Source organism: Scytonema sp. HK-05, from assembly GCF_963872035.1.
Taxonomy (GTDB): domain Bacteria; phylum Cyanobacteriota; class Cyanobacteriia; order Cyanobacteriales; family Nostocaceae; genus Kalymmatonema.
In genome coordinates this window covers 127300-145612 of record NZ_CAWMYC010000057.1, presented here as the reverse complement: position 1 = coordinate 145612, position 18313 = coordinate 127300, and the positions used below count along the sequence as shown (strand labels likewise).

15 protein-coding genes are annotated in these 18313 nt (G+C 45.6%); 5 read left to right on the top strand and 10 right to left on the bottom strand.

Annotation, left to right across the window (positions count from 1 at the left end; translation table 11 throughout):
• Positions 1-202 (top strand): hypothetical protein (locus tag AACT52_RS09350; protein WP_233153895.1); only part of this gene is annotated, 202 nt, incomplete at its 5' end.
• 167 nt (positions 203-369) lie between these two features.
• Here AACT52_RS09350 and AACT52_RS09345 read toward each other — a convergent pair.
• The 3 genes from AACT52_RS09345 to AACT52_RS09335 form a co-directional block, all read right to left on the bottom strand.
• On the bottom strand, positions 370-1704 hold the full coding sequence (locus AACT52_RS09345; protein ID WP_073630410.1) for a hypothetical protein: 1335 nt from the start codon (positions 1702-1704) through the stop codon (positions 370-372).
• 264 nt (positions 1705-1968) lie between these two features.
• Positions 1969-2673, bottom strand: coding sequence for an ABC transporter permease (locus AACT52_RS09340; protein ID WP_233153894.1), 705 nt, complete (start codon positions 2671-2673; stop codon positions 1969-1971).
• Positions 2674-2713: 40 nt separating this feature from the next.
• Complete coding sequence (locus AACT52_RS09335; protein WP_073630406.1) at positions 2714-3622, bottom strand: ABC transporter ATP-binding protein; 909 nt, start codon at positions 3620-3622, stop codon at positions 2714-2716.
• Between the two features lie 144 nt (positions 3623-3766).
• Here AACT52_RS09335 and AACT52_RS09330 point away from each other — a divergent pair, with 144 nt between their 5' ends.
• Complete coding sequence (locus AACT52_RS09330) at positions 3767-3949, top strand: hypothetical protein (RefSeq protein WP_073630404.1); 183 nt, start codon at positions 3767-3769, stop codon at positions 3947-3949.
• A 107-nt stretch (positions 3950-4056) separates the two neighbouring features.
• Here AACT52_RS09330 and AACT52_RS09325 read toward each other — a convergent pair whose 3' ends face one another.
• The 5 genes from AACT52_RS09325 to AACT52_RS09305 form a co-directional block, all read right to left on the bottom strand.
• Positions 4057-6687: a polynucleotide kinase-phosphatase gene (locus tag AACT52_RS09325; protein ID WP_073630438.1), complete on the bottom strand. Its 2631-nt coding sequence runs from the start codon at positions 6685-6687 to the stop codon at positions 4057-4059.
• Positions 6688-6706: 19 nt separating this feature from the next.
• Positions 6707-8095: a 3' terminal RNA ribose 2'-O-methyltransferase Hen1 gene (locus AACT52_RS09320; RefSeq protein WP_073630402.1), complete on the bottom strand. Its 1389-nt coding sequence runs from the start codon at positions 8093-8095 to the stop codon at positions 6707-6709.
• A gap of 838 nt (positions 8096-8933) precedes the next feature.
• Entirely contained in the window at positions 8934-9173 is a 240-nt protein-coding gene (locus AACT52_RS09315; RefSeq protein ID WP_233153896.1) for a nitronate monooxygenase, read from the bottom strand.
• Between the two features lie 49 nt (positions 9174-9222).
• The gene (locus tag AACT52_RS09310; RefSeq protein WP_233153893.1) at positions 9223-10833 is read right to left on the bottom strand and encodes an MFS transporter; all 1611 of its coding nucleotides are present in this window, start codon (positions 10831-10833) and stop codon (positions 9223-9225) included.
• 254 nt (positions 10834-11087) lie between these two features.
• Positions 11088-11792, bottom strand: coding sequence for a 5'-methylthioadenosine/S-adenosylhomocysteine nucleosidase family protein (locus tag AACT52_RS09305; protein ID WP_337251575.1), 705 nt, complete (start codon positions 11790-11792; stop codon positions 11088-11090).
• Positions 11793-11884: 92 nt separating this feature from the next.
• On the opposite strand from AACT52_RS09305, the gene hpnA reads away from it, so the two are divergent.
• The 3 genes from hpnA (at position 11885) to AACT52_RS09290 (ending at position 14510) form a co-directional block, all read left to right on the top strand.
• Positions 11885-12886 carry a hopanoid-associated sugar epimerase gene (hpnA, locus tag AACT52_RS09300; RefSeq protein WP_073630394.1) on the top strand — a complete coding sequence of 334 codons (1002 nt, stop codon included), beginning with the start codon at positions 11885-11887 and terminating at the stop codon, positions 12884-12886.
• Positions 12887-13000: 114 nt separating this feature from the next.
• Entirely contained in the window at positions 13001-14023 is a 1023-nt protein-coding gene (hpnH, locus tag AACT52_RS09295) for an adenosyl-hopene transferase HpnH (protein ID WP_073630392.1), read from the top strand.
• A gap of 232 nt (positions 14024-14255) precedes the next feature.
• Positions 14256-14510 (top strand): hypothetical protein, encoded by a 255-nt coding sequence (locus AACT52_RS09290; protein ID WP_073630390.1) that lies wholly within the window; start codon positions 14256-14258, stop codon positions 14508-14510.
• 49 nt (positions 14511-14559) lie between these two features.
• Here AACT52_RS09290 and AACT52_RS09285 read toward each other — a convergent pair whose 3' ends face one another.
• Together AACT52_RS09285 and AACT52_RS09280 are read right to left on the bottom strand one after the other, a co-directional pair.
• On the bottom strand, positions 14560-16440 hold the full coding sequence (locus tag AACT52_RS09285; protein WP_073630388.1) for an alkaline phosphatase D family protein: 1881 nt from the start codon (positions 16438-16440) through the stop codon (positions 14560-14562).
• Between the two features lie 63 nt (positions 16441-16503).
• On the bottom strand, positions 16504-17592 hold the full coding sequence (locus tag AACT52_RS09280; protein WP_073630386.1) for a 2-aminoethylphosphonate aminotransferase: 1089 nt from the start codon (positions 17590-17592) through the stop codon (positions 16504-16506).
• Between the last annotated feature and the right edge of the window lie 721 nt (positions 17593-18313).

Genomic DNA, 18313 nt, shown 5'->3' with positions numbered 1-18313 from the left:
AAAAAAAAGAATAATTAACCACAGATGGACACAGATGGACACAGATGGAATCAAAGAGATGCAATCTTGTCTATTAATTTTTTACCAAGTCGCTACAGAATTGCCCCACCCTTCGGGTTCGCCAGTTCCCGCTTGTCGGGAAACCCTCCTATGTCCTTCGGACACGCTACGCGAACAGGACTGGACTCACCATAATTTTTGATTTGGTGGTGGGATGAATGGGCGCGACGGGATTGGGGACTGGCGACGGTTGTTGGGGAAAAATGTCCACGCATGTTTGTCCGGGTTTTGTTGCCCTTTCCATAATTTTTCGTGTTGTACCCCCCAATCCCCAATCCCTAATCCCCAATCCCCAGTCCCCTTCACATTTCACTTTTTCACTAAGATATATGCTGTCGCATATTCAGGCAGTTGCCTGATATGCTGGTCAAAATCTTTTCGATTCTGAAAAATACCTGCTAAAAAATCAAGTTGATGAAGATTGGGTAAAAATGCTCCGCCTGTATCTGACAGAACTCCCAATTGCAGTTGTTTGCGTCCACCTTTAGTATACTCAAGAACAATCACTCTACCTAAACCAATATTTTGGACATCTCCAGCAAAAGTCACTCCTGGTTTGATAGAAATTTTTGCATCTATCTTATATCCATAACCTTTGATAGCATCAACCTCTCTAAAATACCAATAGCGCTTTTGTGCTGTTGCTTTGACTCCTCTAAGGTAAGGCATTTCATTGTTTCTATCTACATTAAAAAGTCCTTTAGAGCCATCAGTAAAATTAATCAGTATTGTTCCCTCCATCAACGCTTCTTCTAAGCCCTCTCGAGTTAGATAAGCAAGCGGCTCCACCTTACCAAATTCTTTGCCACCTGGTTCGTAAATCCCTGACAAAACATCTTGTTTTGTGTATTTCGTGTAGAATTTATTATTACTGGAGTTATCTTTTAAACTATAAATTGGTGTATTATAAGTAGATGTTTTTTTGTGAGAACCTGGATGAGTAAAAACAGCATATTTTGTAATTCGCAATTGTTTTTGATCGGGAGTTTGAGAGTTATATGCAGACCATTTAATAACTCGAAAATGGGTATTGATAAAATTAGGATCTTGTAAACGAGTCGCTCGATTATTGGCAATATCTTCCTGTAACACAGAAATCATGAAATCCAAGGTTTTGAGAATGTCTTGTACATTAACTCCTTGAGCGCCAAGTAATCCCGTACGTAGAACAGTTGGGTCTTCGGAAGCGTAGTCTTGGTAATATTTTCTAGTATTGGAGAGAACGCTTAATAAGTCTGCTTGATTGAAATTTACCTTAAGTGTAGGTGGTAGTTTTCCTGAAGTGAGAACCTGACCACCCTGAACGCTAAATTTATACTTTTGCAACTCATCGATGACTTGATAATATGTTGATACTGGTTCTGACTTTTGCCCAGATGAACGAGTGTTTTGTTTGTCTTGATTCTCATATGATGTTTGCTGAAAAATAAAAGCATTCTCTTGACCTGAGGCAAAGGAAATCTGCTGTTGAGGTAGAGCAGAATTTTCCGGCTGAGTTTTGGATAAATTCTGTGCAGCTGGATGTTGTTGGGCTAGCTGTTTAGTTTTTGACTGAGTATACAAATAGCTACTGCCTAAACCGACAACTAATAAAGCAGCAAAACTGACTGTGAGGCGGAGTTTTTGACGCAATGGGAGACTCATAAGCTGGAGAATGAATTTCTACTGGTAAATAATACAAGACTTACGCCGACAAACAAGGCGGAATTGCCTGCAAGTGCATAAGTTGATTTCACTGGCACCTAAGAACAATTAGGCTGCTCATTGCCTACACTCAAGGTAACTCTCTATCCCCTTGGCTTTAGGTTAAGGGGTTTTTATTTGGCAATAGTAGCAAAGGTGGGCGGCGCTTCATATACGGAATCTTGTCTTGTGGCTAACTTTTGCAAGCCTTACTTCGCATCTCATCTACCGCTGTCGCCAATCTAACTTAAGTCCAACCCACCAAAAGGTTAATAGGGAAAATCCTACTAAAGCAGTCAAATCGACTACCACTTGCCCAGTTATTGGTCCTAGTAAGGTTTGTCGAAGAGCAGATGCAGCGTAGGTTGCAGGGCTTAACCGTCCTACGCTCACCAGAATATCGGGTAAACGGTTCTCTGGGATGATAACTGGACCAATAAACAGCATTACCATTGTCAAGAGTAAGCTGAAAGAATCGCTTTCTTGTGGCGTGCTAGCATTCGTCCCTATTAGCGCACCAAGTCCGGCAAGGGGTAGGACACACAAGGGTATTACCAATAGAATGATGGGGTTTAAACTCACCGAAAGCTTGAGAAACAGGATACCAAACCCCAGGATGCCCAATAGTGCTGGTAGGGAGAGGAGAAAAAATGCCACAACTGAAGCAATGATTAAAGCTTCTCGGCGAATAGGTAAAGTAGCATAATATTCCAAGGTTCCAGAAAACCGCATATAGGCAAACCGAGATGCCATTTTGTCCAAGTTGCCAAACATCAGCGTCATTACAAGATTGCCAGTCAAGATGTATCCTAGCGTTTCCTGTCCAGTTCCTTGAGCAAAGCTACCGAGGGCGATGATACTCAGCATCGGAGCAACGAAACTCGTGAGTATGATAGCCCGCCACGACCAACGCCAGTTTGTCAATTCCATCAAGAATAAGTCCACTAGTTGCACAAGGAAAGAGGGAGGGTTACGCTTGTTGTGCATAATGCAGATACAAATCTTCTAGGGTTGCTGAGTACAGGCGAAAGTCATCTACCATATCCAAGTTTAGGAAATTAAGGGTTAAAGTGACTTGGTTCCATTCCAACAACACCCGCCAATGACCCGGTTGCAAGGGAATGAAGGTTAGATCGGGTGGCAGAGTTGGGGGGTTTTCTGGTGAAAAAAAGAGTTCCAAGCGTAGCATTCGGTCAACTTGCTGCTTGAGTTCACTTGGACGACCTACTGCAACCAGTTCCCCAGAACGCAGAATACCAACTCGTTGGATTGCCTTTTCTGCCTCAATCGCATCATGGGTAATCAGAATAATAGTTGTGCCTTGCTCCTGGTTGATACAGCGCAAATTGTCCCAAACCAGCTTGCGGCGTTGGGGATCAAGGTCATTTGTAGGTTCATCCAGCATCAGCACGGGTGGGGAACCCGCCATTGCTACAGCTAACCTCAGTAATCGCCTTTGCCCACCAGATAGTCGGGAACTCGGTTTGTGACGCAGTTCTTGAATTTGCCATAAATCCAGCAAAGCATCACACTCCTTGCGAGCATCGTTGCGGCTCATTCCACGCAAATGAGCAGTGAAGAACAGCGCCTCACCCACCGTCAAATTGTTGAGTGCCCCGCTTTCCTGCGGCATATAACCAACATTCATTTGTACTAGATGGGGAGCTTTGATGATATTGTGTCCGAAAAAGGCGATCGCCCCAGAATCAATAGACAACAAATTCACCATCTGGCGTATCAGGGTACTTTTGCCCGCCCCGTTATCGCCCAAAATACCAAAGATTTCACCTTCATAAATTTGGAGTGTGATGTTCTTATTGGCGGGTTGGGTTTGTCCTGGATAGAATTTCACCAAATTCTGGATATCGTAGACAATCACGAGTTTCGCTCAAGGAAATCTGAATTAGAAAATACATCTCTCAAGAACATATGACAAAAATCTCATTTTCATCAAAGTAAGCCAGGCTGCATAAGTTGTCAAAAGCCGCTGTATTTATATTCAGATGGTTGTTGGAGCAAGGTTATGCGAATCTACTGGAAGCCGATTATTTGTGAGGTGATATTAGAAATTCTGCTAGAGGTAGCCCCAGGCAGCTATGGTATGATGGCGACTATTAGCGAGTATTTGGTGGAATCGACTTGGGAAGCTAGCAGAGCTTCAATTCAACTGGTCTTAGGAATGAATTCCCAACCAGCTTTCCAGTAATGTCTCTAAAAGGGATAAGTGCCATCTGCTCCTCAAAACATTTACGTTACAAGACTTGCAGACAAATTTTGTTTTCCCCTAAAATGAGCTAGTGGCTACAAAAGTTTTTACAATCTTGGATCTACAGGTTCGCTCTCCATCGCTAAAATACCAAAAACGCACTCATGCACACGACGCAGAGGAGCATGGGCAACAAATCGCTCCAACGCTTCAACACCCAAGGCAAATTCTCGCATAGCCAAAGACCGCTTGAGTGATAACCCACGTTGGCGCAGACGTTGCAAATTCTCAGGCGTTGAGTATTCTGGACCATAGATAATTCGCAGATATTCTCGCCCGCGACACTTAACAGCAGGCTGCACAATACCGCGATCGCCTTTAACAATAAACTGCATCGGCTTAACAACCATGCCTTCACCCCCTGCGGTAGTGAGTTCTTCCCACCAGTGAACCCCTTCTGCTAAACTGCTGGGGTCAGTCAAATCTATCACCTTGTATGTCGTTGCTAGCAGTAGCTCAGGGTCACACTGAGCAATTTTCGCTGCTTGCTCCATGTGCCAGCGATGGTCTTTATCTGTGTGGACGGTTCCCTCTGTTGCCAAAATGTGGAAAGGAGCAAGTTTGAGGTCGGATATATCATCCACTGACCAACAATAGCGGCGGTAAGCACTGACGTACTGCTGTGTCATTTGGGCACGTTCTTGAAACTGACTCAGTTGGGTGCTCACCTCAACACCGCGCTGCTGTGCTTGTTGCAACACACTTACAGCATCCCCAAGAGCAAGCCGTGATGATACCCCAACAGCTGCATATTGTTTCCGCAGCAACCCCTGTGCTTTGGCTGACCAAGGCATGAGTTCGCAATCCAAGCAAACCCAATCGGTATTAAATGTTTCCCAAAAGCCACTTTGGGAGAGGGCAGCATTGACTCGCGCCAAAAATTCTGCCTCTAAGTTTGGATTGTCAAAAAAGCGCCGTCCAGTGCGCGTATAGCAGATACCAATCCCCTCGTTTCCCACGCCAAACCGTTTTCTGGCAACTATTTCATCTCGGCACACAATGACCACTGCCCGTGAACCCATGTGCTTTTCTTCGCACACAACTTCAGTGATTCCTTGGTTTTGGTAGTAGGCAAAGGCTTGTGTTGGATGTTCCAGATATCCTGATTCTTGAGATGTCTCCACAGGCGACATCGTGGGTGGCAGATAAATCAGCCATTTGGGGTTAGCAGCAAAACGGCTCATCACCTCTAGGGCGGCGATCGCATTTTCTTCCCGTATTTTAATGTTAGGTGAAAGTCGGGTGGTGATAATGCGCTTACCAAGTACATCTTCAATATGAAGCACATCATCTAACTGCTGCTGTAAGCTTGTAGAGATGTTGTCTGGAATTTCTCTACTCAACCCTTTAATAGGTCTAGCAGGTTCGCAGTAAGTGCGCGCAGCAGGAACGCTCACCAGTTCCTTCTCTGGATAACGCAGCGCAGTCAGTTTGCCGCCAAAAACACAGCCCGTATCAATATCAATCGTGTTATTGAGCCATTGGGCTTCTAAAACGGGGGTGTGTCCGTAGACAACCATTGCCTCACCCCGGTACTCTGCTGCCCAGTTGTAACGAACGGGTAAGCCAAACTCATCAATTTCACCTGTGGTTTCGCCATACAAGGCAAACTCGCGCACAGCACCAGACCCCCGTCCCTGCATTTCCTGCTTTAACCCCGCATGAGCAACGACAAGCCGCCCTGCGTCGAGAACGTAGTGACTCACGAGGGAATCGAGAAACTCATACAGTTCTTTAGTAAAGGGTTTGCGTATATCCTCTGGTAACGCCTCAATTTCTGCCAAGGTTTGCTCTAACCCATGATTGACCTTGACATTTTTACCTCGTAATTTCCGCAACAGCTTGTTTTCATGATTACCAGGAACGCAAATAGCCGTACCTGCTGCAACCATGTTTCGCACAAGCTTAACTGTATCTAGGATACGTGGTCCCCTGTCTAGCAAATCACCAAGAAAAACAGCCTTGCGTCCCTCGGGGTGGTAGTAGGTGGGGAAGTGGAGGGATGAGGGAGAAAAAGAGATTACTTCGGCTACTTCGGCTACTTTTTTTGTCTCCGTGTCCTTCTCGTAGCCTAATTTTTGCAGTAATATTTCGAGTTCGTCGCAGCAGCCGTGAATGTCGCCAATGATGTCAAAGGGACCGTGTTCGTACTTACGGTTGTTCCACAGAGGTTGACGCTCAATTTCGACGGCTTCAATTTCCTCTTGGGAGTTGAGGACGTAGACGTAGCGGAAGCCTTCTCTTTCCAAGCCTCGCAGGGAACGCCGCAAACACTGAGTGTGACGGCGTACGACATGAGGACCAAACTGGCGATCGCTTCTTTGCTGGTTGCGTTGGTGACACAGTTCTTCTGGTAAGTTGAGGGCGATCGCCACGGGAAAACAATGATACTGCCGTGCTAATGCCACGAATCCTTTACGGTCTTCTGGTTGGACGTTGGTAGCATCGATTACCGTCATTTTACCTGCTGCCAGTCGCTTTGCGGCAATAAAGCGCAGCACCTCAAAGGCATCATGGGAAGCAGATTGGTTATTTTCATCATCGGACACCAAGCCGCGACAAAAGTCTGAGGATAAAACCTCAAAGGGCTGAAAGTGCTTGCGAGCAAAGGTCGATTTGCCAGAACCCGAAGCACCAATAAGCACAACCAGGGAAAGTTCAGGAATATTTAATTTCATCATTTTGCGGTCAAGTTCGTCAAATTTCATGGCGAAACACCCCCATCTGCGTAGGAGAACCAACCTCTGCATCTTCCAGCCCTACAGGTTGAAACTGCACCGTGTAGCCGAAGCGTTCTGCAACTTGCTTTGCCCAATTCTGGAATTCTTGGCGCGTCCATTCAAAGCGGTGGTCTCTATGTCGCAGTTTTCCAGCAGGCAAGTTCTCAAATTTAACGTTGTATTCTATATTGGGTGTAGTCACTACTACCGTTTTAGGTTGGGCAAACTCAAACAACACTCGCTCAAAAGCAGCAAGACGTGGTAGGTCGAGATGCTCAATCACTTCAATCACCGTAGCAGCATCGTATCCTGTGAAACGTTTATCCTGGTAAGTGAGTGCGCCCTGAATCAGTTGTAGGCGATTCGATTGGTTGCTAGGTAAGTGCAGGCGGTCTAATCGCTCTTGTGCTACCTCTAGCGCCCGATAGGAAACGTCAACACCTGTAATTTGCTCAAAAAAGCTGTCTTTGAGCAGCATACGCAACAAAGTCCCCTGACCGCAACCTAAATCAATAACTCGTTTTGCACCATTTTCTTTCAAAGCAGCATCTACAGCATTTAACCGCTGCTGCTTTAAGCTCATAGGCTTTTCTACAGCTGCTTCTTCTTCTGCATTGGTTTCTTCAGCACTGTCTGGATCAAGTTCGTCTTCCTCTGCAAGTTGTGCTAAAGCAGCGCGAGTTAGGCGATGTTGTCGTTTCAAGTAACGACGGGTAATGGCTTCCCGCGCTGGATGCGCCCTTAACCAACCCTCACCATGACGCAGTAGCTTTTCTACTTCGTCATCATCTACCCAATAGTGTTTATCGTCATCCAATACGGGAATAAGTACGTACAGATGACTCAGCAAGTCGGCAAGGGGCAGGGTATGCTGCAATTCCACAGTGTAATACTTGCTGTCTCCCCAATCAGGAAATTTCTCATCTAGAATGTGATTTTGGGCAGTTACAGTGTAGCCCAACGGCTCAAAGAGCTGCCGCAGGAATCCTTCGCCACCTCGACAAGGTAAAACAGATATTTTCGCAACCAGAGATATAGGAGTTTGTGTTAATTCTGGTTTGTCTTTGCAACGACCTGCAAGTGCTGTACTGAAGACTTGGGCGATCGCCACACTTAAAAATGAAGAAGCGACGTAAGGGCGATCGTTCACATATTGTTCCAGATTTGCACTACGTCCACGCACCAACTTCACTGGGTCAATATCCAAAAGCAGCGCCGCAGTACATCGTTGCTCACTGGCTTCTGGATAGAAGACGTGCGCTTGTCCAAAGGAAAGAGAAAAAGATTGGCAGCGGTCTGGGTGTTTATGCAGTAAGTACCCTAAATCCGTTGCTGGGTAAGATGTGGTCGTAATCAACAGTAGCATTCACTTGTGCAGAGGTTCACTTTGGCGAGGATAATTATGACTACTGCTCAATGCCAAATGATTACGGAAAAATTTCATGTCCTTTAGGCGTTAATATTATTACTTTGCTTTATAAATTGTTACAAAAAGGCTTTTAATTGAGCTTGCGCCATATTTGCCGCTGCCATTGACGATGAACTATCCTATTTTCCTGTTTTCCATTTCATTGATTGTATATGGAATTGAAACCCTCTAGATCATTAGGGAGCATCTTGTGACCATCGACACTGATCGCGGTAGCGGCAGGTTTTTTCCTTGAAGATTTCCGTTAATCTTGAACCTACGCACTAAAATTTTTGTTAAGACTGGGAGTGAGGAGTCAAGTGTGGAAGTGTAGTGACGATTGTGGCATTTTCCCTACACCCGTAAGGGCGCAAGCCATTACACCTTTAGCACGCCAGTCAATTCAACGCGAGGGTAGTCCGTCCTTGGAGGTTTCCTTCCTGCATTGTAGACACAAAGTAGACGCGTAGCTGCTTCCCTCCGGGTAGCAACTGCCCACCGGGGAAGCCCGCAGGCGAAACGCTTCCCTTCAGCGTACATTCGTTCAAAAACCTTCATTTTTCGTTTCACTGCGTAACTCCTGTTCATCAAGACCCCACCTAGTTGCTGTCTAGGTGGGGTTTGATACTGTTATCCCGGTTTTCATTTGGATGAAGTATGGGTTTGTAGTTATCGCTTACAAGGTTAATAGCAGAAAGCGCATTTCATACTTAAATTTGAGGCACAAACTCATATTTTCGCTCACTAGTCTGTATTGTTAAGCACAAAATTCGATGCGCTTACCCTGCACCAAATCCTAACAACGTGTAATCAAATCAATCCAGTTGAGCAGACCGACAAACGTAATTGGCGGTCTGTTGCAAGCGGTTGTGAGGAGATAGACTTTGGTTTCAACTCTTAACTTATAAGGTACCGCGAAGGTCCCGCGATGAGCTCCGGCTTCAAAGCCCTGGGCTATGATGACATCGACTCCTGCTTCAACAAGAATTTCTGCTTCACAAACGGTTGTTGCAGTGGCTAACACAATTGAGCCTATCGCGTGTATCTCACGAATTGCCTCAATGGGCGCAGGACCAAAGTGGAAACTAACAGGGATGTTTGTCAGGATTTGAATAAATCATCTGCGAAACCTTAGGCGGTTCATTGCCAATGTGAAAGGCGCGGACTCGTTCCTCAATCACTTTATCTGCATTCGTCACCCGCGCAAATTGCCTTTTGTGTTCTACCCAAGACTCCACAAGCGCTGTTTCCACAAAGCGACCAGGGTCTGATAAATCTTGATACACGCCCCACTGAATCGCGCCATCACGGCGACGAATTTGACTGAGTGCCTGCATCACCTTGGTAAACTCTTCGGCGTTTGCTGGATCAATGCGATACTCCAGGGTAATTAAGACAGGACCATCATTTGGGCACGGTTCAAAAGCGATGCGTGGCTGCTCCCAGTGCAGGGACGCCTGCAAGTCCAATTTTTCAGCACAGCGAAGACGATAACGCACTGTTAGCAAAACACACACAATTAATCCCACAGCGGCACTAGCAAGGGCTATTGAGATACTTGTCCGTTGAGCTAAAGCACCCCACAAAAGACTGCCCAGCACCATACCTCCCTGGAACACAAGCAATTGCACAGATAAGGCTCTGGCACGCACCCACGTAGGAACTGCTGTTTGCGCGGCGACATTGAGACTAACCATAACGCTGAGGGAGGAAATTCCCACTAGCAGCATCACTACCCAAACCAGTGGTACGATGCGGAAAAATGCCAGCGCCAGCATCATCACGCCCATAAGCAGGGATGACAGCGCCACCACCCTGTCGCTGGAAAGCTTCTGCCGTGCTTTGGGTAAAATGAACGCTCCTGCTAACCCACCAATGCCCCAAAAGCCAAGAACGACACCGTAGCCAAACGCATCCAGCCCCAACTCTTTACGCCCCAGCAGTGGCAGTAGGGCAAACAAGGCACTAGCAAAGAAAATATAAGCAACAGTTCTAATCAGCACAGACTGAAAAACTGGGGCATAACGGATGTAACGTACGCCTGCTTGCATTGCTCCTACGACACGTTCTGTAGGTAAGGCACTCTTTTCATGCCTGCGCTGCCAGCGATAAATTACAAGTATCACGCTCACAAATGAGGCAGCGTTCAGCAGGAAAACAACACCTGTTCCGGCTGTGGCGATGATTATCCCCGCGATCGCTGGACCAATTGAGCGAGATAAATTCACAACAATGCCGCTGAGAGTCACAGCTTGCGGCAGTTCTTCTCTTGGTACCAGTTCGGGGGTGACAGCTTGCCAAACGGGCATATTCATTGAACTGCCGATACTTAGAGCAAAGGTCAGTCCTAAGAGTATCCACGGAGTTGTGATGTGAGCTATTGTCAGCACACCTAATAAACTCGCCATAGCCAGCATCCAACCCTGCGTCCATAGCAACATCTTACGGCGGTCAACAACATCGGCGATCGCTCCTGCTGGTAACGCCAGCAAGAAAAACGGCAAGCTAGACGCCGCCTGCATCAGCGCCACTAACAACGGTGAATCGGGTGCAAGAGTTGTCATCAACCATGCTGCGCCGACATCGTGCATCCAAGTCCCAATGCTAGACACCGCCGATGCCACCCACAAGGCACGAAACACCGGCTGACGCAGGGGAGTCCACATGGAAATAGCAACTGCTGATGGTGATGTCATAGGGAGATGCAGAAGTAGGGTGGATAGAGCAAGTCAGGGCTATTTCATTTAAGCTTGTAACTGCCCTGCAATTCATAATACTCTTAACAAAATAACTATTTAAGCTATTAGATTTCTTACAAAAATCCAATTTAAGGGTATTTTGAACCGCAGATACACAAAGCATTGGACGCAGACAAACACTAGTTAATTATCTGTGTCCATCTGTGTCCATCTGTGGTTTGACATTCAAAAAATCGACTTTTGCAGGAGGTCTATTGACTAAACAAAAAAGTTGTTAAATCCTGTAAGATACGTAATCCCCTAAGAGAACCAGAAACTAGGCGAGTTGCCGCAATTGGTTGTTTGAGTAGTCCCATTGCTAAAGGAAATGCCTGTAAAGAACCATCATGAAAAGCATTGGTGAGGTTTGGAATATTATGGCGTACATCGTCGCTGATAACTCGCAGCATTGCTACAGAAATTCCCAACTCACTCAAAACTTGTAAGGCTGCATATCCTTCCATGTCTACAACGTCAGTATTATAAACTTGACCTAATTGCAGTTTTTCACTGGCAGAATAAATGAGGCGATCGCTCGTCAAACCAACTCCTGTGAAAACTCTGTCTTGCAATTTCTTTTGCAGTATCTCTGTTAACTCTGGATTGCAGAAAAGTTCAGTAGCCTTTTTATTTTCTTCTGCAATGGGAGAAACGCAACTTCGATACAGGACAGCCTCTCCAACGCCGTATTTGGGCGACAAACTCCCACATAAACCCATTAGCAAAACTCTGGGTTGGGAATGCTCAGAAAAGTGCCCAGCCTGTAGCCATTGTTGTAGATATTTCGTTAATGCTGATGGTCCCATAGGAATCGGGAAAACGGGCGGTGTAGGAACTGCAGCGCGATTTAATCCTTTGCAAACAGACTTGTACTCTGCTCCTTGAGCAACCAGAATGGCATCAACAGGCATTGTCATTATTCTCTGCCCTGTGTTTTTCCGTAGTTGAGGGAATTATATTTTTTCTATGCGTATTGAGTTTAACAGCGTTATAGCAAGGTACACGACTTATGACAATTCGCACGTTTGTGACTGGTGCTACAGGCTTTGTTGGTGCTAATTTGGCACGGTTGCTTGTGCAGGAAGGCTATGGAGTCCGGGCGCTAGTTCGTCCTAACAGCCGCTTGGACAATTTACAAGATTTAGACGTAGAGATTGTGAAAGGCGACCTGAACGATCCGGATTTACAGCAGAAAATGCAGGGCTGTCAGGTACTATTTCACGTTGCGGCTCACTATTCTCTTTGGCAAGCTGACCGACAGGTATTATATCACAATAATGTCTTGGGAACGCGTAATGTGTTAGCAGCTGCGCGTCAAGCAGGGATTGAACGCACTGTTTATACCAGTTCCGTCGCCGCTATTGGGGTAGGTGAACCAGGAAAGGTTGTAGATGAAACACATCAAAGCCCGCTTGAGGAACTAATTGGTCACTACAAGAAGTCTAAGTATCTAGCTGAGCAGGAAGCCAAACAAGCGGTAAAACAGGGTCAAGATATCGTGATTGTCAATCCAAGCACTCCAATTGGTCCAATGGACATCAAACCAACTCCTACTGGAGATATTATTCTGCGGTTTCTGCGAAGGCAAATGCCTGCTTACTTAAATACGGGTTTGAATTTTATCGATGTGCGCGATGTGGCGAGGGGACACTTATTAGCTTTGGATAAAGGAAAAACAGGAGAGCGTTATATCTTAGGTAACCAAAACCTTTCTCTCAAAGCAGTGCTTGATCAACTCGCCGAAATCACAGGTTTGAGTGCTCCTCAAAAATCTATCCCAGGATGGATACCTCTAAGTTTAGCTTGGATTGATGAGCGAATTCTCGCGCCTTTAGGCAAACCGCCTTCGATTCCTTTGGATGGTGTTCGTATGTCGCATCAACCGATGTATTACAACGCTTCCAAAGCAGTCAGAGAATTAGGTTTGCCTCAAACCCCAATTAGAACTGCTTTACAAGACGCCGTAAATTGGTTTGTGGCTCAGAAATACGTTGAGGTAGCATACAAATAGAGACTTTTTGGCTGTTTACCATAACCAAGCAAAATTGTCATCGGACATTTTTCGTAATTGGTTGAGTGCAGACTGCTGATAGCTAGAGTCCATATCAAGGTGTTGAGGAGAATTATGGGCATTCAATTACAACAAGCTATTGAAATAGGTAAGTATTTAGTGACTCAACGTCTGTTGGGTCGCAAACGTTTCCCTCTGGTTCTGATGTTGGAACCGCTTTTCCGGTGTAATCTGGCTTGTTCCGGTTGTGGGAAAATCCAGCATCCTAAAGAAATACTTAAGCAACACTTAACTCCTGAACAATGCTTTGCCGCAGTGGAAGAGTGCGGCGCACCAGTTGTCTCTATTCCTGGCGGCGAACCCCTGCTGCATCCCCAAATTGATGAGATTGTCCGAGGCTTGGTTGAACGCAAAAAGTTTATTGTCTTGTGTACCAATGGATTGTTGTTAGAGAAGAGCCTCGATAAGTTTCAACCTTCACCTTACCTGACTTTCAGTGTCCATTTAGACGGGATGCGGGAGCTACACGATAAGTGTGTGGATCGCAAAGGAGTGTTTGACATTGCAATTCAAGCAATTCGTGCAGCAAAAGCGAGAGGATTTCGTGTCGCTACAAACACTACGGTTTTTGAAGGGGCTGATCCTAAAGAATTGCAGGAGTTGTTTGACTTCCTCAGTAGTTTGGGTATTGATGGGATGACAATTTCCCCAGGCTACAGTTACGAGTGGGCACCGGATCAAGAGCATTTTCTCAAACGCGAACAAACACGGGCACTCTTCCGGCAAATTTTTGCTCCTGTGAAGGCGGGTCAAAAAAACTGGAACTTTATTAACAGCCCACTGTTTTTAGATTTTCTCATTGGTGAAAAAGACTACGATTGTACCCCTTGGGGTAGTCCCAGCTATAGCGTTCTTGGTTGGCAAAAGCCTTGTTACCTTCTGAATGAAGGTCACTACAAGACTTTTCAAGAACTATTAGAAAAAACAGATTGGAAGCAATACGGTCGCGCTAGCGGTAATCCTAAATGTGCAGATTGCATGGTACATTGCGGTTATGAACCCACCGCCGCAATGGATGCGATGCAGCCGACAAATATCGGGCGATCGGTAAAGGCGGTATTGGGGATAGGGACCTAGTGGTCTATGTCATTAATTGTGATGCATTTGTAAATTACACAAATTTTGTAGAGACGTTGCATGCAACGTCTCTACAACCCGGTTGAGCTTAGTACAGAATTGCACAAGTTCTTAACGTTACACATCTCATTCTGTTAGCGTGCCTCTTGCGGAGGAGGCACGCTGCACTAACGTTGATTTCAGTTCCTACAATAGAAGATAGAGGTTTCTGACAACGATTAGGGATTTTGTAATGCCCAAAAGTCTTGCTAACAAAATAGTTGTATTTGGCTTACTTTGTTCTTTGCTAGCACTTACAACTGGCTGTGGGGATGAAAGTTCTAGTGACACGAACTCTTCAGAAGTCAATCAAACAACAGAAATCAGGAATGGTGAAGTTAAACTTAATTGTTCATCCAACTCACCAGATGATCAAGTGACTACAACCGCGACTGTCAATGGCAGAGAGTACAAATGTGAGAATGGGCGGACGACTAGGGTGAGATAAAGCTGATGACTCGCCAACAGTTGTCCTCATGACACCGTAAACAGGAGCGTTAGCCTATGAAACTCAGGTTCGGATTCACTTCAAACTGACTCACAATCGTCGGAGTGTAACTGGTAATAGCGCTGGGATTTGCCTCAAGTTCAGCTTGCGTGTAGTATGGAATACCGTAAGTGGTAACAGTGAGTTTCTGGGTTTGAGAGTCAATACCAAACTTAGTCCAGCCATAAGTCGTAGTTGACAAGTAATCACCTTGTACCAATTTGGCATCAATCAGATCATTGGCTGAAGCCAGATTATTATTCAATCCTATGGGGTCGTAGCCTAACGGAGTTAATTGAGCGTCAAGAGACTGTTTGAAGAAGTCATCTTTGTCGTTAGGTATGCTGTCAGCATCGTAAATGACGGGTAAGGAGTCGTAGAAAGCTTTCTGCTCAGGAGGGAGAAAACCAAGTTGAGCTCCTGTTTCAATCGAAAAAGGAGCAAAGGGTGTATCGGCGACAGGTCCTGTGATAACTTCAAAAGCACTGGTGGCAATTTGGGGTTGACCGGGACCAAGCTGGTAAGTGAGGTTATTGACTATCGTACCGTGAAGGTCTGCGGCAATAAAGACGACGTTTTGGATGTTGTTATCGTCAATAAACTTAAGTAGTTCGGTGCGTTCTGCGGCATAGCCTTCGTAGCGATCGCGTGCTCCAACCAATTCCAAATTTTGAATTGGCTCAGGGATAGTGATAAATTTCCAGGTGATGCCATCGTGTTCAGCTTTCAGTAAATCTTGCTTAAACTGGTTTAGTTGAGCTTGTCCCAGTAAAGTGCGCCGCTTCTCGCTTGGTTGTCCGGTAGCTGGATCAATATCAAAGGAACGAGCAAGAAATTCGGCTATTTGGTTGGAATCGAAAGGATTGGTCACTCCTGGTAGTTCTTCATCCCGGAAGGATCGTGTATCCAGCACGAATGTAGCAGCATCACTACCATAAGTATTGTAGCGATAGAGTTTCGGCTTACCTTCGGTCTGCAAATCGCCCGTTGCACCGTAAAAGTCATTGCGAATTGGATTGTACTCGACAAAGGCTTGCAAACCATTGCGATAGAGCTCCGTCTCGTTGATCAACCCATTTGTGGTTTCAAAGCGGGGATCAGAAGCTGCTGGCGCTCCCCCTGCAAAGTCATTAGTCACTTCATGGTCATCAATGGTTGCCAAAATAGAAGTTGAAGACCGCAAATCGCTCCAGGTATTTATGCCAAAACGGTCACTGTAAACTTCCTTGTGCTTGTCACGAAACTCTTGTAAGGTTTTGGCTTGTTCGACAGGAACTGTAGGCGAGGGAGAATCTGCAAGGATAGTATCGCCTAGTTCCACAAAGAATTCCAAGTTGCTCTCATCAGCATTGGAGATAGCAGGGTAAGGGTTTAAATCTCCACGCCAGTCACCTGACACACCAAACGTGAGTCCTGCATAAGTTGCGAGTGGTGCTGAGGTGTGCAATTTACCGGAACTATTGCTTCCTGAAGTGTCAATAGCGCGGTAGTAGTAATCCGTTCCCGGACTCAAATCCTGAAGCTGAACTTTGACGGGTTGCGCTGGGTTTGTCGTATAAGTAATCGCTGCCTTTGCGTTCTGGAAGTTCGGGTTGGTAGCATACTCAAAAATCACCACACCTGGAACACTACTGCGCGTCCACAATACAGCCGAGGTTTGGGTAGTATCCCCTGATGCAACACCATTCGGCAATGCTTTATCAGGCAGTTCCAAGAACGGATCCTGTTGTGAGAAAAACTCCGCTACTTTCTTGACAGTTTCCACATCTTTGTCCGAAATGTAGATTGGGAATAAGGACGTGTCAACTAGTCCCTGTTCCAATTTAGAATCAGTTAACCAGGGGAATTTATAAGTATTGAAAACGGAATTTTGATTGTTTAAATCTTGCATAATAAATATTGTCAAGACTTATGTTTTAATTATTAATTGTATATTTACCACCTAACGTACTTACTAAGATGAGTAATCCACAGAAATAAATTGTTTCACAACAGCAACAAAGCGTTCCATGTCAGCACGGGCGATCGCCCCCATTGTCGAGACTCGAAAGATAGATTTGGCTAAAGTTCCTTGACCTGCATAAATCACATAGCCCTGTGCTTTGAGTTGGTCGTGAAACTCATCATAGCTGAAACCCTCTGGCAGATAGAAGGCATTGAGGACGACAGATGAACTTGTTGCAGGAAGTAAGGGTTGAATTCCCATTGCGAATAACCCGTCCCGCACTAAGCTAACGAGTTGACTATAATAGCTATGTCTTGCACGCCAACCCCCTGCTTCTTCCAGTTCTTGCAAAGCTTCTGCTAAAGCATAGAATACTTGAACGGATTGGGTAAAAGGAGTACCGCCTTTGTCTTGCTGTTGGCAATAGGTTGCCAAGTCTAAATATAAGGTGCGTGGGGTGTTAGCATCAGCCATTGCATCTCGGCGCACGATCACAAAGGCTGTTCCCGGAACACCATGCAGACACTTATTGGCTGTAGCAGCACAAGCTGTGATTCCCCAAGATTCAAAATTCAGTTCCTCAGCACCAAAACTGCTGACCGCATCTACCAAAAGTTGGATTTTGCGTTCTTGACAAATTGCGCCAAGTTGAGCCAAATTATTCAAGCGCCCCGTGGTGGTTTCGTGATGAACGACGGCAAGGTGGGTGATGTCGTCATTCTCATCTAGGAGTGTTACCAAACGCTTGAGATCAATTTCGGCACCCCAGGGATGGTGGAGTGTGGTGTATTCAATCCCGTGGATGTTGGCAATTTTGGAGAGCCGTTCGCCATACACACCGTTTTCAATCACCAGCAACTTGCCGTTCCTTGGTACCAGACTGGTCACCATAGCTTCCATTGCTGCTGTACCAGAACCCGTGAGCAAAACTGCTGCCCAGCGTTCGCCTGACAAGTCGTAGATTTGAAGTAGTTTTTCGCGGATTGTGCTTTGAAGTTGGGAAAACTCAACTTCACGATGACACAAATCGGGACGCAACAGAGCATTTCTGACGCGATCGCTAAGATTGACAGGACCAGGATTCAGGAGAATATTCATAATTTTACGTTTTCTGAGCATAGACTGCTTGGTCAGAGGACTGTCGTCAACTCACAAAGCAATTCATCTCACGCTGCCCTTACGGGTCAGACGTGAGCCTTCTTGCTGTTTTAGGTAAAACTGACTTCTGCCAGGGCAAAGGATTGTCAGCCAACTTTATCACGAGCCAACCACAACTCCCAACTGATGAGTGGCATTAAATCACTTTATTGCTCACACTGTTTTGGGGTACTGAGCGTGTGTTGTGTCCAATGCAAGCGCTGCTTTAAAAAACGATACCCTTCGGGTTCGCATTCAAACAACTTTTAGTTGCGTTAATACTCTGCATGAATTACCAAAACGTTTGATGTTAAGGCAACTTTCAAAGGAGCGTCAAATTCTTTGAGACTGTTTTGGCGGTGTCGTTAAGCAGTCTGAAATATGTTTGAGCTTGAGCGAGTTCAATATTTAGTTGCGCCCGTTCTTCTGGGGGAACACTTTTATCTATTGAGGTAAAACACTGTGCTGCAAAGGCAAAGGGAACACTGGCGGTATAGACGTTAGCCCAAGGTTTGTCCGATTAATCGCAGAGATAGTATAGTAATTTTTAGACTTCATTACACGCTCTTTCTTACAGTGGATGCACTTAGACCAAGATCGGTATAACTTTTTTGAAGGAACGTCAACACCCTGCATAGCGGGGTGTAAGGGTTTAAGGGTGTAGGGGAACCCCGTACCACAA

Bases quoted from the DNA above. Each gene is read 5' to 3' on its own strand.
- AACT52_RS09330 (WP_073630404.1), top strand. From the start codon at position 3,767: ATGCGAATCTACTGGAAGCCGATTATTTGTGAGGTGATATTAGAAATT.
- AACT52_RS09340 (WP_233153894.1), bottom strand. From the start codon at position 2,673: ATGGAATTGACAAACTGGCGTTGGTCGTGGCGGGCTATCATACTCACG.
- AACT52_RS09310 (WP_233153893.1), bottom strand. From the start codon at position 10,833: ATGACATCACCATCAGCAGTTGCTATTTCCATGTGGACTCCCCTGCGT.
- AACT52_RS09290 (WP_073630390.1), top strand. From the start codon at position 14,256: ATGCCCAAAAGTCTTGCTAACAAAATAGTTGTATTTGGCTTACTTTGT.
- AACT52_RS09305 (WP_337251575.1), bottom strand. From the start codon at position 11,792: ATGACAATGCCTGTTGATGCCATTCTGGTTGCTCAAGGAGCAGAGTAC.
- AACT52_RS09285 (WP_073630388.1), bottom strand. From the start codon at position 16,440: ATGCAAGATTTAAACAATCAAAATTCCGTTTTCAATACTTATAAATTC.
- hpnA (WP_073630394.1), top strand. From the start codon at position 11,885: ATGACAATTCGCACGTTTGTGACTGGTGCTACAGGCTTTGTTGGTGCT.
- AACT52_RS09325 (WP_073630438.1), bottom strand. From the start codon at position 6,687: ATGAAATTAAATATTCCTGAACTTTCCCTGGTTGTGCTTATTGGTGCT.
- hpnH (WP_073630392.1), top strand. From the start codon at position 13,001: ATGGGCATTCAATTACAACAAGCTATTGAAATAGGTAAGTATTTAGTG.
- AACT52_RS09280 (WP_073630386.1), bottom strand. From the start codon at position 17,592: ATGAATATTCTCCTGAATCCTGGTCCTGTCAATCTTAGCGATCGCGTC.
- AACT52_RS09345 (WP_073630410.1), bottom strand. From the start codon at position 1,704: ATGAGTCTCCCATTGCGTCAAAAACTCCGCCTCACAGTCAGTTTTGCT.
- AACT52_RS09320 (WP_073630402.1), bottom strand. From the start codon at position 8,095: ATGCTACTGTTGATTACGACCACATCTTACCCAGCAACGGATTTAGGG.